Annotated in this window: 16 protein-coding genes; 8 read left to right on the top strand and 8 right to left on the bottom strand. The window is 47.4% G+C overall.

Features of this window, described 5'->3' with window-relative positions; translation table 11 throughout:
* Positions 1-49: 49 nt before the first annotated feature.
* The 7 genes from EAT1B_RS00540 to EAT1B_RS00510 form a co-directional block, all read right to left on the bottom strand.
* Positions 50-418, bottom strand: a complete 369-nt coding sequence (locus EAT1B_RS00540; RefSeq protein WP_012726159.1) for a cupin domain-containing protein — start codon at positions 416-418, stop codon at positions 50-52.
* 237 nt (positions 419-655) lie between these two features.
* Entirely contained in the window at positions 656-1,303 is a 648-nt protein-coding gene (locus EAT1B_RS00535; protein WP_012726158.1) for a 50S ribosomal protein L25/general stress protein Ctc, read from the bottom strand.
* A 165-nt stretch (positions 1,304-1,468) separates the two neighbouring features.
* Complete coding sequence (gene mutL / locus EAT1B_RS00530; RefSeq protein WP_012726157.1) at positions 1,469-3,286, bottom strand: DNA mismatch repair endonuclease MutL; 1,818 nt, start codon at positions 3,284-3,286, stop codon at positions 1,469-1,471.
* 4 nt (positions 3,287-3,290) lie between these two features.
* Positions 3,291-5,819 carry a DNA mismatch repair protein MutS gene (gene mutS, locus EAT1B_RS00525; RefSeq protein ID WP_012726156.1) on the bottom strand — a complete coding sequence of 843 codons (2,529 nt, stop codon included), beginning with the start codon at positions 5,817-5,819 and terminating at the stop codon, positions 3,291-3,293.
* Positions 5,820-5,872: 53 nt separating this feature from the next.
* Positions 5,873-6,304 carry a RicAFT regulatory complex protein RicA family protein gene (locus tag EAT1B_RS00520; RefSeq protein ID WP_012726155.1) on the bottom strand — a complete coding sequence of 144 codons (432 nt, stop codon included), beginning with the start codon at positions 6,302-6,304 and terminating at the stop codon, positions 5,873-5,875.
* A gap of 58 nt (positions 6,305-6,362) precedes the next feature.
* Complete coding sequence (locus tag EAT1B_RS00515; RefSeq protein WP_012726154.1) at positions 6,363-6,821, bottom strand: GNAT family N-acetyltransferase; 459 nt, start codon at positions 6,819-6,821, stop codon at positions 6,363-6,365.
* Between the two features lie 11 nt (positions 6,822-6,832).
* Positions 6,833-8,299 (bottom strand): NAD(P)/FAD-dependent oxidoreductase, encoded by a 1,467-nt coding sequence (locus tag EAT1B_RS00510; RefSeq protein ID WP_012726153.1) that lies wholly within the window; start codon positions 8,297-8,299, stop codon positions 6,833-6,835.
* 138 nt (positions 8,300-8,437) lie between these two features.
* Here EAT1B_RS00510 and EAT1B_RS00505 point away from each other — a divergent pair, with 138 nt between their 5' ends.
* The 7 genes from EAT1B_RS00505 to EAT1B_RS00475 all read left to right on the top strand — a co-directional run bounded on the left by EAT1B_RS00505 (position 8,438) and on the right by EAT1B_RS00475 (position 12,849).
* On the top strand, positions 8,438-8,938 hold the full coding sequence (locus tag EAT1B_RS00505; RefSeq protein ID WP_012726152.1) for a hypothetical protein: 501 nt from the start codon (positions 8,438-8,440) through the stop codon (positions 8,936-8,938).
* A gap of 39 nt (positions 8,939-8,977) precedes the next feature.
* On the top strand, positions 8,978-9,499 hold the full coding sequence (locus EAT1B_RS00500) for a DNA topology modulation protein (RefSeq protein WP_041918028.1): 522 nt from the start codon (positions 8,978-8,980) through the stop codon (positions 9,497-9,499).
* Positions 9,496-9,846, top strand: coding sequence for a VOC family protein (locus EAT1B_RS00495; protein WP_012726150.1), 351 nt, complete (start codon positions 9,496-9,498; stop codon positions 9,844-9,846). The genes EAT1B_RS00500 and EAT1B_RS00495 overlap by 4 nt, the downstream gene beginning before the upstream one ends.
* Positions 9,834-10,397: a GNAT family N-acetyltransferase gene (locus EAT1B_RS00490; protein ID WP_012726149.1), complete on the top strand. Its 564-nt coding sequence runs from the start codon at positions 9,834-9,836 to the stop codon at positions 10,395-10,397. The genes EAT1B_RS00495 and EAT1B_RS00490 overlap by 13 nt, the downstream gene beginning before the upstream one ends.
* 41 nt (positions 10,398-10,438) lie before the next feature.
* Entirely contained in the window at positions 10,439-10,948 is a 510-nt protein-coding gene (locus EAT1B_RS00485; RefSeq protein WP_081432692.1) for an AAA family ATPase, read from the top strand.
* Between the two features lie 123 nt (positions 10,949-11,071).
* Positions 11,072-11,839, top strand: coding sequence for a transporter substrate-binding domain-containing protein (locus EAT1B_RS00480; RefSeq protein WP_012726147.1), 768 nt, complete (start codon positions 11,072-11,074; stop codon positions 11,837-11,839).
* The gene (locus tag EAT1B_RS00475; RefSeq protein ID WP_012726146.1) at positions 11,836-12,849 is read left to right on the top strand and encodes a histidinol-phosphate transaminase; all 1,014 of its coding nucleotides are present in this window, start codon (positions 11,836-11,838) and stop codon (positions 12,847-12,849) included. The genes EAT1B_RS00480 and EAT1B_RS00475 overlap by 4 nt, the downstream gene beginning before the upstream one ends.
* A gap of 22 nt (positions 12,850-12,871) precedes the next feature.
* On the opposite strand, the gene EAT1B_RS00470 is transcribed toward EAT1B_RS00475, so the two are convergent.
* Positions 12,872-13,426 (bottom strand): maltose acetyltransferase domain-containing protein, encoded by a 555-nt coding sequence (locus EAT1B_RS00470; RefSeq protein ID WP_012726145.1) that lies wholly within the window; start codon positions 13,424-13,426, stop codon positions 12,872-12,874.
* Between the two features lie 85 nt (positions 13,427-13,511).
* Here EAT1B_RS00470 and EAT1B_RS00465 point away from each other — a divergent pair, with 85 nt between their 5' ends.
* Positions 13,512-14,435: a hypothetical protein gene (locus EAT1B_RS00465; RefSeq protein WP_012726144.1), complete on the top strand. Its 924-nt coding sequence runs from the start codon at positions 13,512-13,514 to the stop codon at positions 14,433-14,435.
* Positions 14,436-14,461 lie beyond the last annotated feature (26 nt).

The following is a 14,461-nucleotide window of genomic DNA, read 5'->3' as shown; positions in this document are numbered from 1 at the left end:
GTCTCAATCCCCGCTCTTACTTTACTAATCAGTAATCGTCTAAGCTTCATTAGAACTTGATTAATTTTATTTCAGTCATATAGATTGATGGATCTAATTCTTCACTTTCAATTACGATAGCTGTTAATCCGCCATCTGTTTTTGTTTCATGCCACTCGTCTTTCGTCCAAAAAACAGCATCTCCAGCTCGCACTTTAAAATATTCATCTTTTTCACCTCTAACGTAACCCTCACCCACCATAATGAGAAGAAGTTGGGGTGCAACTGCTTGATGATAACCGATGACACCACCCGGATCTAAATGCATACAACCAATATTAGAACCTTTTTCAGTTTGTATGATTCGTGACATCACAAAGTTCGAATTAAATATTGTGATCTTCTTACCAGTTTCATTATCAAATTTATAAAATTTCATCGTACATCCCCTTACGAAATAAGCTTTTATATATTTTACCTCATTTATACCTAGAATCACATTGAAGAAATGTCAATTTGTAATATTTTGGTTTAAGTAAGTATGATTCATCCTTTTGATTTAAAAGTATATAGTTCAGATTTAATTCGACAAATAAACAAAGGAGCATCGCCCCTTCTTTGGGACAATGCTCCTCTCCATTTAATAGTGTCATTATTACAGCCACGAACGCAACTCTTATTCTTTATCCTCAGTCGATTCTTCTGTTTCTTCAGAAGCGCCTTCTGAAGCTTCTTCTTCAGTTGAACCTTCTTCCGATTCTTCCTCTTCCACTTCTGCAACTGGCTCATTCACAGAGGCAATGTGCATATCTGGTTCAGAGACGATCTTGTACGATTTTTCTTCTGGAAGATCCGCTACGGTCACCGAATCACCGATTCCAAGCTCTGACACATCGAGTTCAATGCGTTCTGGGATATTGGCCGGTGTCGCTGCGACCGTTACTTTATAAAGCGATTGGGCGAGATATCCGCCTTCTTTGACGCCTTTCGCGTCGCCAACAAGCACGATATCCGCTTCAACTTCTGTCTCTTCATCCATCTTCACGGCCATGAATTCGACGTGCTGATAGAAGTTTGTGAACGGGTCCGTTTCCGATCCGTGCACGAGCGTATTGATTTTATTTCCATCGTAATGGAGTTCAATCAAGGCATTGTCACCGTGGTCTCGAAGAATTTTACGAAGGTCCATCTCGTCAAATACGATTGGAGTGCTGTCTACTTTGTAGCCGTAGACGACGCCTAACGCTTTTCCTTCCTTACGCAACTTCGTGCGCAGTGACCGTGGGCGTAATTCTCGTTTTGATACTTGAAGTTTGTTCGTCATTTTCTTTTCCTCCTACATGGATATACATTTCATGTCGACATCTTGAGGGTGAGGCAGTGAAAAAGCCACCTCTCAACCTCGATGCGTTGAGTGACATGTGTATAGTTTTCCCATGAGGACGGCTGAATAAACGTTACATCGTGTTAAAACAAGGTAACAAGACGATTACATGACGCGTTTAAATAACTTCTCAAGCTCATACGTGCTCCATTTCACGAGAATCGGTCGCCCGTGCGGACACGTAAACGGAGACGTCGTACGACTCAAATCATCAATCAATTGTCGCATCATCTCCATATTGAGTGGATGATTCGCTTTGATCGATCGTTTACACGCCATGAGGATTGATGCTTCTTCGCGATATTTCGCGATGTCAATTGACCGCTGTTGAATGGCCATCTCCACCAGATCACGAATCGTGCCCTCTAAGTCATGTTGCGGATACCATGTCGGAATCTCACGGACAAGGAACGTGTTACCCCCAAACGGCTCTAACGTAATACCAGCTTCCGCTAGAAGCGGGAGCACTTCTTCGATAGCGAGCGTCTCTTCTTGCGTGAACTCTAACGTCAGCGGAATCAACAGAAGCTGATACTCTTTTTCCGGACGTCCTAACTGCTCATAAAACAACTCATACTTGATGCGTTCCTGAGCGGCATGTTGGTCCATCACGTACATCCCGTCTTCCGCTCCACAGATGATATAACTCGAATGCAGTTGCCCGATGACGTCTAATGCCGGTAAACGCTCCGACTGACGTACAGACTCCTCGACCTGTTCTGGTTCGATCATCTCTGCCTCCGGCTCATGAACGAGCGGAGCCGGGTTCCACTGGGATGGTGACGTGAGCGTCTCCTTCCGTTCTCTCGGAATCGGATAGTTCCACTCGACCGAATCTGCCTGTTTAGGTTGGGGCTCCATCGAAAAGTCGAGTTTCGACTGTTCAGAAGGTGTCACACGTTTCAGCTTCGGTTCTTGTTTCACAGACGGAATGAGACGTTGTTCCCGGAGTGTCAATTGAACGGTCTCTCGGATGAGCTGGCATAGTTCTTTTTCTTTCGACAAACGCACCTCACGTTTCGTCGGATGGACGTTCACGTCAATCAACATCGGGTCCATCTTCACCTCGAGCACGGCAATCGGATAACGACCGATCGGTAAGAGCGTATGGTAACCTTCGAGCACGCTTTGGGTCAGTGCAAAGTTTTTGATGCTTCGACCGTTTAAAATGAGAGTCACGTACTGTTTGTTAGAACGGGTCACTTCCGGTCGCACGAGATGGGCGCTTAGTGTATAGTCGCTCGTTTTACTCGATGCCGTGACGATTTGCGCGGCGACTTGGCGACCATAGATGGCAAGCATGACTTGTTTCAAGTCTCCGTTCCCGTTCGTTCGCAACAATTCTTTCTCTTCATGAAAGACGGTGAAGCGAATTTCCGGATGTGACAGTGCCAAACGGTTCAACGTGTCGGTAATGCTCGCGAGTTCTGTCGCCGATGTCTTCAAATATTTCAGCCGTGCCGGTGTGTTGAAGAAGAGCTGACTGACCGCAATTTCGGTCCCGACGTTCGTCGCCGTCGGATTCGTCTCCTTGACGACACCGCCTTCAAGCGTCATCTCAAAACCGTCTTCATCTGCTCGCTTTGATTTCAACAAGACGTGACTGACCGACGCGATCGAGGCGAGTGCTTCCCCACGGAAACCGAGCGTCCGAATGCGAAACAAGTCGTGCTCGTCCCGGATTTTACTCGTCGCATGTCTCAAGAAGGCTCGCGCGGCGTCTTCTTCATGGAACCCATGCCCGTTGTCACGCACTTTGATGAGACGGATGCCCGCCTCTTGTAAGTCCACGTCCACTTTCGTCGCTCCCGCATCAATGGCATTCTCGACTAATTCTTTGACGACGGAAGCCGGTCGTTCGACGACCTCCCCGGCTGCGATTCGGTTCGCGAGCTGTTCAGGTAACTCTCGAATGATTCCCATCGACTCACCCTTTCTTTGCGGTCTGTTGCAGTTCGTAGAGCGCCTGCATCGCTTCGATTGGATTCATTGCCAATAGATCGAGTTTGAGCAGCTGTTCTCGAACAGCGTCATTCGACTCGAACAATGACAACTGGCTGACTTCTTCCACTTGAGGTGGAGCAGATTGCTCGTTCAAAGCTGGTTTCGTTGCTTCCGATTCGAGTTCTGACAGAATCGTCCGGGCCCGGTCAATCAATGAATCCGGAAGTTCAGCCAATTCTGCCACGTGAATCCCATACGATTTATCGGCACGTCCCGGATGCACTTCGTGGAGGAAGACGACTCGTCCATCCCGCTCAATCGCCCGGACATGGACGTTCTCAAGTGACGGAATCGAGTCCTCGAGCACCGTCAGTTCATGATAGTGCGTCGAGAAGAGTGTCTTCGCCCCAATAGACGAAGCAATATACTCAACAATTGCCTGTGCAAGTGCCATCCCATCATACGTTGACGTCCCTCGACCAATCTCATCCAATAGAATCAGACTATTGCTCGTCGCCTCGGTAACGGCTTGTCGCGTCTCGGTCATCTCGACCATGAACGTCGACTGTCCGCTCACCAAATCGTCCGCCGCACCGATTCGTGTAAAGATACGGTCAAAGAGCGGAAGTTCCGCCGCTTCTGCCGGGACGAATGAACCGATTTGATGAAGGATCGCGATCAAGGCAAATTGACGCATGTACGTCGATTTACCGGACATGTTCGGACCCGTGATGAGTAACATTTGACGTGTGTCGTCAAGCGTCAAGTCATTGGCGACATACTCGCCTCGCGGCAAGACCGTCTCAATGACAGGGTGACGCCCACGTTCAATTTGGACGTGAGATGTCGTAACTGGGCGAACGTATTCCCGCTTCTCCGCCACAACGGCAAGAGCGAGGAGCACATCTAATTCACTGAGTGAGCGAGCCAGCTGCTGGAGGGGCTTCGTATACGTCTTCACTTCTTCTCGGAGCGCGACAAACAAGTCATATTCGAGCGTACAGCTCTTCTCTTCCGCACCTAAGATGAGGGCTTCCTTCTCTTTCAGTTCTGGCGTGATGTAACGTTCCGCATTCGTCAACGTCTGTTTCCGCTCATAACGTCCTTCTTCAAGCAACTTCGCATTCGCTTTCGTCACTTCCAAGTAGTAACCAAATACGCGGTTATACCCGACCTTTAACGATTTGATACCGGTCGCGATGCGTTCCTGTTGTTCGAGGTTGGCAATCCACGATTTTCCGTTCGCTTTCGCTTCTAACAGTTCATCGAGCTCATCCGAATACCCATGACGAATCATCCCGCCCTCTTTCGTCGAAATCGGAGGTGAATCGACAAGGGCAGCCCGGAGCTGTTCACTCAATGTCTCGAACGAGTCAAGATTCTGTTCGATTTGCTGCAAGCGATCGGCTTTCACCGTTTGTAAGAGTGACCGGACAGAAGGCATCCGCTCGAGTGTGTCGCGTAATTGGACAAGGTCTCGCGCATTCGCCGTCCCGTACCCGACTTTCGCGACAAGCCGTTCGATATCATAGACTCGCTTTAACTCCTCTTGTAGTTGATCGCGCAACATGAAGTCGTCCACCAAGTTCTCGACGGCATCCTGTCGCTCTCTGATGCCTTGCTCTGTATAGAGTGGCTGTTCGAGCCAACGTTTCAACAATCGACCGCCCATCGCCGTCGTCGTCTCATCAAGGAGTGAAAGGAGTGACCCTTTCCGTTCCCCTGAACGAGCCGAACGGAACAACTCAAGATTTCGGGCCGTATTGGCGTCGAGCTGCATGTGTTGTTCAACCTCATAGGCGACAGCTGGTTGCAAATGATCGAGCGAACGTTTCTGTGTTTTCGTGAGATAAGCGAACAACAACTCAAACGCCGAACGCTGTGCCTCATCTTTCGCACCTTGTGCGAGTGTACTCTCCCGCTTGTCCACTTGAATCGAGAGAGGGATCCCGGTTTGACGTAACAAGTCGGCCAACCGTTCATCTTCGACGATGACCTCGTTCGGGAGCAATCCTTCGATTTCCCGTAAGACAGCTTCTTCTGACGAGAGTGTCGTCAACCACGATTCCCCCGTCGTAACGTCACCGCGAGCAATTCCGAATCGCCCTGCGACGTCCGAGATGGCGACGAGATATCGGTTTTCTTTTTCACTGAGTGACGCCATGTATGTACCCGGCGTGATCACTTGGATGACTTCCCGCTTCACGAGTCCCTTCGTCGCTTTCGGGTCTTCTGTCTGTTCACAGATGGCGACATTAAATCCTTTTTCAATCAATTGTTCAATGTAGATTGCTGCGGAATGATGCGGAACGCCACACATCGGGATCGGATGCTCGGCCTGCTTCCCGTTTTTAGAAGTGAGCGTGAGCTCTAACTCTTTTGCAACAATTTGTGCATCTTCAAAAAACAACTCGTAAAAGTCGCCGAGTCTATAGAATAAAAAGGCGTCCGGATAGTCTGCCTTGATGGAGAAATATTGTTTCATCATTGGTGTTTGATGGACTTCTTGCATGTTGATTCACCTCTAGAAAGTACAACAGCTGACCATCGGCCAGCTGTGTCGTTTTAGTATCCGCAGCCGCCGCGTGCTTGTTCAGCCGCCATGCCGCTCCCTGTCTTCCCTGCAAGGACGTCGCCGTCCGTCGATTCGATGATACGGTCCGTCACGGAGTTCGCGAGCGTGACCGTCACGTATTGAAGCAAATCGTTCACTTCGACTTGTGTTTCCTGGAACGCTTGAACGACCGGAATCGAGTCCAATTCTTCCATCGCTTTATCAATCTTTTGCTCGACTTTCGCAAGTGCTTCCGTCTTGCCATAGTGCTTACAGTTGACGGCTTCTTTTTGTAAGAACTTGATTCGTTTAATCAACGTCTGTACGCGGTCACTTCCGTTTACTTTCGCTTCCGCTTCTTTGAAGCGCGCCACTTCTGGTGTTTGTGCTAATACATCTGCCAATTCTCTTGCTTTTGCAATTACTTGTTGATCGGTCACCATTGTAAACCCCTTTATGTCTATAATGTAATCGTGCTCAATGGCACGTGAATGTTCTTTCTCATTCTAACATGAACGATTCCGAAACGGTACTAGCGGGATTCGTTGATTCACGTAACATATCGACATGTGGAATACTGTCTTCTTGATACACATCACTCGTCCGTTTGAAGCCAAACGAGGCATAAAAAGGTTCCACATACGTCTGCGCTTGCAGGTATAACGTCTCATGTCCAAAATCTTTGATTGCCGCATCCATCAAGAGGCGGGAATACCCTTTCCCTCGATGCGTCGCTTTCGTGACGACACGTCCGATGGCGACCGGAGTTGCTTCCGTCAGCACGCGAAGCGCAGAGACGATCTCTCCATCTTCCTCCATCCAATAATGAATGGCTTGTTCATCTTTTCCATCGATTTCTTGATACGGACAGTTTTGTTCGACGACGAAAATCTCAGTTCGTAACGCCAGTAAGCGATACAACTCAATCGTTGTCAGTTCATCAAATGCTTTTTTCTTCATCATTATTCCCCCTAATCAATCGTCACCCCGAGTGCCCGGGCGACATGTAATCCGCTCGTCATCGCGCCAATCGTCCCCGCTCCTGGAAATACGGTATCCCCGCACACAAAAAAGTTCGGCAAGTCGGTGCGATAACTCGCAGCGCGAAAGAGCGCCTGGCTAGGAGTCTGCGCATAACCTCCGACTGCCCCATGCGGTCGCTTCGTGTACTTTACCCATGCCCCGGGTGCACCGGGAAGGAGAAGTGACGACTCGCGATTCCACGCAGGAAATGCAGTCGCGACAACGTCGACGAGACGATTGGTCCAATCTTGTTCTAGTTTCTCATATGCCGCCCGGTCTTTCCAATGTTGCCATTCCGATAAATCGATATGTGTGGATACCGTGATAGTTCGTTCCGGTCGTTCTGTCCGTAACACGTCGTCTGGCGCGGACATGGAGATGAACGCATGCCCGCTCGGTAATCGCTCGTGATAGATTTGTTGAAACAGCGGTTTCTGTCGACACACATCCTCAGGTAAGACGAGGTACAGACTGAACGTGCCCCATTGTGACTGCTTCAACTGTCTGCGATACTGTCGTTTGAAGCGTCGTTGTTCCTGTCCTCTCAGAAGTTCGCTCGTCCGCTCAATCGGAATGGCGGAAACAATGACATCGACTAGTTCAAGTCGTCCTCTTCGATCGGTGATGAGCCATCCATCCGTCACCTGTTCGATGGATTGGACGTCCCTCCCTAATTTCGTTTCCCCACCAAATGCTCGAACGGCGCGCTCTAACGCATGAGCCAATTGATATAGTCCACCTTCAACATAGTACGCTCCTTCGTGATAGACCGACAGTGCCACTGCACCAAGTAAATGACTCGCTTCTTTCGCACCGGTCTGCAAACTGTCGAGCAGGACGCCATCGATAAATCGTTCGAACATTGTACCGCTTAGTCCATGACGGGCCAACGTGTCGCCGAGTGTACGCTGGAGTTTCATTAGCGCTGTGATTTGATTCGGCCGGAATCCTTTTAGTGCATAGATCATATCCGAGACCGTGCGAAGTGGAAGTGCAGGTAACTGCTGAAACAACGGACGAATCTTCTCAAAATCGCCCCACACTTCACTATAGAATGCATGAATCTCCTGACTGTTCTCAGGGAAAGTGCGACTAAGCTCTTCGAGTAGATGTTTGCGGTCGCGATAGTAGGTGACGGCGACGTCATGAAGATAAATGTCCATCACTTCATCAAGTAAGGTGACCTCGATTGATTCTCCCAATTTCTGAAGGACACGCTGATGGACTCCTCCTCGTTCAAATCCCATTCCTAGTGTCGCACCAGCGGGAAACAAGTAGTCCCCACGTTGAAACTTACCGGCACACCCGCCCCATTCACGTGACGCTTCAAAGACGGTTACGTCATGTCCTTCTTGTTGCGCGAGCGCAGCTGCAGTCAAACCCGCAACGCCTCCACCTATGACCCCGATTTTCATGTACATCCCTCCTCTCTATATCATACCTGCTCATTCAAAAACTTGAAGAAATGAATCGGTTTTTGAGATTCCAGCGTTCTTTTGAAGGGAACTGATTCTCTTATGCAGAAATAGTTTACAGTCTGAAAAGGTAAGGTGATGAAAATGCGTAGTCGTGTCATGGTTTATTTATTGATTCCCATCCTCATCTTTATTGGTATACTGATTACCCCACCTTCCGAGGAATCGCTCAAGCTTGCGACGATGACCGTCGTCAGCATCCAGGAGATGATTCCTTACGAAAAAGAGTATACGGCACAGAAAGTGCTAGAAGAACGATCAGTGGACGACAAATCAGCCATCATCGAAGAATGGCGTCTCGAGCAAGGAGCGAGAACGTCTTATAGTTATGTGCTCAGACTGAGAGGATTTTACCATGTGACACAGATTGATGCAGGCGCGGCCAACACGAGATCGGACGGCTATTACGCGATGCAGGCGCATAGCCCTATCTTTGAGACGGACAAGCCTGTGTCCACGAACTATCCGATTGTCGTGTTCAGTTCGGAACAACGTCTTGTTATCGGACAGATGGACGTCCGAGTCATTTATGAAGAGGACGATCAATTGAAGAAATGGTTCGTATTGGAGGATGAATAAGAGTAGATGAGCAGCTTAACGATTGATAGCAATCTAAATATGAAACGCATCATGATCATCGGTTCTGGTGGTGCGGGGAAATCCACACTCGCCCGTCAACTCGGTGAACGATTACATCTCGATGTCTATCATTTGGATGCCCTCATGTGGAGACCGGGATGGGTGATGGCACCGAGAGAAGAACGAATCGATATCCAACAACAACTCGTGAAAAAAGATGAATGGGTCATCGATGGAAACTTCGGGAATACGCTTGATTTACGACTGCAGGCAGCGGACACTGTCATTTTAATCGATCTTCCACGCATCGTCTGTATATACCGTGTCCTTAAACGAGTCGTCCGATATCGTGGTACGACGCGACCTGACATGGGCGCATCCTGTGAGGAAAAACTCGATTTCGCATTCCTCAAGTGGATTTGGAATTTTCCTAACGTTCAAAAGCCGGAGATGGTCAATCGAATCAAACAATATTCTCACGAGAAACAGATCATCGTCTTAAAATCTCGGAAAGATGTTGCAAACTTCATTAATCAAATGAAAAGGCAGGAAATTCTATGAACCCTATCCTTCACAAAATCGGCACCATCTTTATTCCGGTTAGTGATATTCAAAAAGCGCGTGACTGGTATTGTGATTTATTCGATCTTTCAACAAAAGGAGAAATCTTATTCGACCATTTATGTGTCATTCCATTAGAAGGTACTAACCTTGTTTTAGATAGCAAAATCTACTCAAAAGATAACATCATCCAGACACCATTATTTCACTTAAATACGCACGATATTCATCAAGCTTATTCTTATATGATTCAAAACGACATTGAAGTCATCACACCCATTGAGCACGAACATTGGTTCAATTTCAAAGATCTTGACGGGAACGTCATCATGGTATGCAAATGCTAACATCAGACCAAACCTTTAATCAGCCATATCAGGTTATTCAAGTCACTTTTATTGAAGACTATCTTGAGGAAATGAGCCATTTATTGATTCATGTCGTTGAAGGTGGAGCTTCAATAGGGTTTCTTCCAGGTGTGACACTTGAAGATGCGATGACTTATTGGTCTAACGTCATTCAACCCGAGATTCAATTATTAATCGCTGTAAAAGATGAAATGATCGTCGGCACTATCCAATTACATATGTGTATGAAACCGAACGGTGTTCATCGTGTTGAAATTGCAAAATTAATGGTACATCCAGATTTTCGACGATTGGGAATCGGACGAGCACTTATGCTTTCTGCCGAAAATGTCGCTAGAAGCTTAGGGAAAGAAATAATCATTCTCGATACAAGGAAAGGAGACTCTTCCAATCACCTGTACCTTTCACTCGAATACATTTTAGCGGGATCAATACCGTACTATACAAAATCTAGTGAGGGATTTGAATCAACGAATATTTACTATAAAGCATTAACAAAGAACACCATGGAATATCAAGATTTGGATTGATATCTTCTTAGTTGGGAGGTGATCATCTGTTTTTTCTTCAAATGTCTGGAACACCTGGATCAGGAAAATCCACATTGGCTAAACGAATCATCCAACACGTACATGCGGTCGTCATCGATCATGATGTTTCAAAGACCGCCCTACTCCATACGCTTCCTATTGGCAATTTCTCGGATGGAGAAATCGGGAAGATGGCTTATGATGTCGATTGGTCCCTCGTCGAGTATCACCTATCACTTGGACAAAACGTCATTCTCGACAGTCCATGTCTCTATGACGAAATGCTCGATAAAGGGATAGCGATTTGCACCAAGTACGGAGCGACTTATCGTTATATCGAGTGTCGTCATGAAGATCACGAAGAAATTAACGCACGACTTCGAAACCGTGCCAGACGACCGAGTCAAATTGATCAAGTTTCATATGAGAATTGGTCTAAGATGAATGCACACTGCAAACGGCCTACTAACCATCCTTACTTACAAATCTATACGATGGACAATCGAGAAATTCCGATTGAGCGAATTATGTCGTATCTGTTGAAAAACTAAGAAGAGAACGCTTTCAGATAGAAAGTGTTTCTTTTTTTAATAATTTTGTATATTTATGCTTTACAATTAATAATCATACATATACACTTAGTCTCATCTACAACAGGGAGGCATTATACACATATGAAAAAATGGTTATTAGCATTTACGCTCATGATGAGCGCAGTATTACTCGGTGCATGTAGTCAAGAAACAGAAGGTGAAGCGACAGAGCAAAAAACGCTCGTCATGGGGACGAGCGCCGATTACTTCCCATATGAATTTGTCGATACGGCAAACGGGGATGCGATTGTCGGATTTGATATTGAAATCGCGGAGACGATTACAGAACGTCTCGGTTACGAATTGAAGATTGAAGATATGGACTTCGGTAGCTTACTCGGAGCCTTGAACAGCGGGCGTGTCGACTTCGTCATGGCCGGGATGACACCAACAGAAGAGCGTAAAGAGAATGCTGATTTCTCAGACATCTATCTATCCGCGACAAACTTGATCATGACTAAAGACGAGTCACTTCAGGCAATCGAAGATTTGTCTGGTAAGAAAATCGGTGTCCAAACGGCTTCGATTCAAGAAAATATCGCTAAAGAACAAGCACCTGACGCGGAACTCGTATCCTTGAACAAAATCCCTGAAATCGTTCAAGAGTTGAACACAGGTCGAATCGATGCAATGGTCATCGAAGACACGGTCGCACAAAAGTATTTAGACCAAGATGACAGCTTCTATACATTCGCTTTGAAAGAAGATGGCGAAAAAGGATCAGCTGCTGCCTTCAAATTAGATGATGAGTTACGCGACCAGTTCAACGAAGAGCTGAACAAGATGATGGAGTCTGGCGAAATCGATGAATTGGTGAAAAAATGGTTCTCGATGGAGCCTACTGAATGAGACAAGTCGAGCTTCCGATTTATCCCGTCGTTTATCCGACGGGACATCGGTTAAACCAAAATGAAAGTCAGTTCCCGTTACCTGACCGCATCAAGAATCAGCTTGATTCGTTGACGTATCATGACTTACACGAGTATCCAGTCGAACCAATCAATGAGTTGTTCGAACGCTACGCTGCTTACGCCGGCGTCACACCTGAGCAATTACTCGTCGGTTGTGGGAGTGATGAGATGATCCATGTCGTGACGCAAGCGTTGCTCGCACCACATGATATCGTCTTATCTCCGGCACCTGACTTTTCAATGTATCCCATCTTCACGACCATCGCACACGGTCATCATGTTCAAGCCGTTGATTTATCGTATGAAGGAATGGTAAAGGCGATTGAGACGCATCATCCAAAGCTTCTTCTTCTTTCGAACCCAAACAATCCAACCGGAAAGCTGTGGACCATAGAAGAGTTGACGCATCTCGCCTCACTCGTGCCATATATCGTGGTGGATGAGGCCTATATGGACTTCACACCAGATGCGAGCATGATCCCGTTCATTGCCACCCTTCCGAATCTCATCGTCCTTCGCACGATGTCAAAAGCGTTCGGATTGGCAAACGTACGAATCGGATTCATGGTGACAAACTGCGAACTCGCACACTATTTCCGTCAATTCATCCCGCCATTTAATATTAGCGGAGTGAGCGCGAAAATCTGCAATATCTTCTTAAAAGATGCGACTTATCTTCAAGAAACAATCGAATGGCATGACGAGATGCGGCAAAAGTGGGCGCAAGCCTTTAAAGCCATCGGTCATGTCATCCCTGCCACGACGAACTTTTTGTATGTCGAGCTCGAGCAACCTGAAGCAGTGTGGGCCCATTTGACTGACTTGAACGTACACACGTCGAAACAACCGACGGGGATTCGGGTGACGATTGGGGACGAGGCGGCGCTTCATCTTGCACATACAGCTATTCAACAGTACATGGAAACAAGTCATGTAAAAAACTCCTGAACCTCGTGTTCAGGAGTTTTTGTCAGTCGATCGTCTTGATCACACGCGCCGGATTTCCTCCGACGACTGTTCGAGGCGGTACATCTTTTGTGACGACGGCACCAGATGCGATGACTGCCTCATCCCCAATCGTCACACCGGGATTGATAATCGCCCCTCCACCAATCCATACTCGGTTCCCGATGGTCACGGGTTTTCCGAACTCATACCCAGAGATGCGCTCAATCGGGTCGATCGGGTGTGTTGCCGTATAAATATGTACCCCCGGCGCTAGCATGCAGTCATCCCCAAACGTGATGGGACAAATGTCTAGAAAGATACAATCAAAATTCGCATAGAATCGATCTCCTACGTGGATGTTATACCCATAATCACATTTGAAGTTCGGCTCGATATAATACGACCCTTTCGTTGAACCGAGTAACTCACTAAGAATCTCATTTCGTTCTTCCAACTCATCAATCCCTGAACGATTGAATCGTTCAGTCAATCTCCGGGCACGCTTACGGTCTGCAACGAGCGTTTCATCACCAGCTAAATAGAGTTCACCACGAATCATCTTCTCTTTTTCTGTCATGTTCATCCCTCCTCACTTGTAGTATAGAGGATTTTTGAACGGTATAGGGAATAGAGATAAGGATGAGCAGAAGGAGGCAGATCATATGAAACGAATACTGGAATGTCGGGCAAGTGATTTTATCACGTTTAATCGTCAAGATTTAGTCGATTCGATTCGAAAAGCAGAAGGTCGAACGGTCATGGCCGAGGTCATCCCGACGGTGCAGCCACTCTATCCAGAAGTGACAAACGCAGAACTCGCACGAGCGTTCGGTGCCGACTTGATTTTATTGAACATGTTGGATGTGTTTCACCCGTACATCAAAGGACTCGAAAGTCACGCGCTGTTCGGCGACATGCCAGGTGATGAGATGAGCGACCATCCGATTCTAGAACTAAAACGTCTGATCGGATTGCCAATTGGAGTCAACTTGGAACCTGTCGATTTTTTAGAGAAGTCGTCCGAGATGAATGAAGTGAAACGAGGCAGACTCGCTTCAATCGAAGCGTTCCAAAAAGCATCTGAGCTCGGGATTGACTTCGTCTGTTTGACAGGCAATCCGAATACCGGAGTTACGAATGAAGCCATCGAACAAGCGATCATCCAAGCGCGTCGTGAATTCGCAGGGGTCATCATTGCCGGGAAAATGCATCAGGCCGGTGCCGGCAATGTATTGGACCGTGACGCGTATATCCGCTTCGTCGAAGCCGGCGCAGACATTATCCTACTACCAGCTCCAGGCACCGTACCTGGTGTCCGTGAAGAATCGTTTTACGAACTCGTTCAGGAGTTGCAATCGCTCGGTGCTCTCACGTTAGCGGCGATTGGAACGTCACAAGAAGGTGCAGATGTTGCGACCGTTCGGGAGATTGCGCTCTCTTCAAAACGAGGCGGAGCAGACATCGTGCACATCGGTGACGCCGGACTGTCGGGGATTGCCGTCCCAGAGAACATTCAGGCACTTTCAATTGCCATTCGCGGGCGACGTCATACATACATTCGCATGGCCGCCTCGGTCAATCGGTAATACAAAAGAGGAAGGAGCGTCTCCTT

The sequence above is a fragment of the Exiguobacterium sp. AT1b genome, from assembly GCF_000023045.1.
In the GTDB taxonomy this organism is placed as follows: Bacteria; Bacillota; Bacilli; order Exiguobacteriales; family Exiguobacteriaceae; genus Exiguobacterium.
Note: the sequence above shows the minus strand (reverse complement) of the source record. Positions and strands in the feature narration are given on the sequence as shown.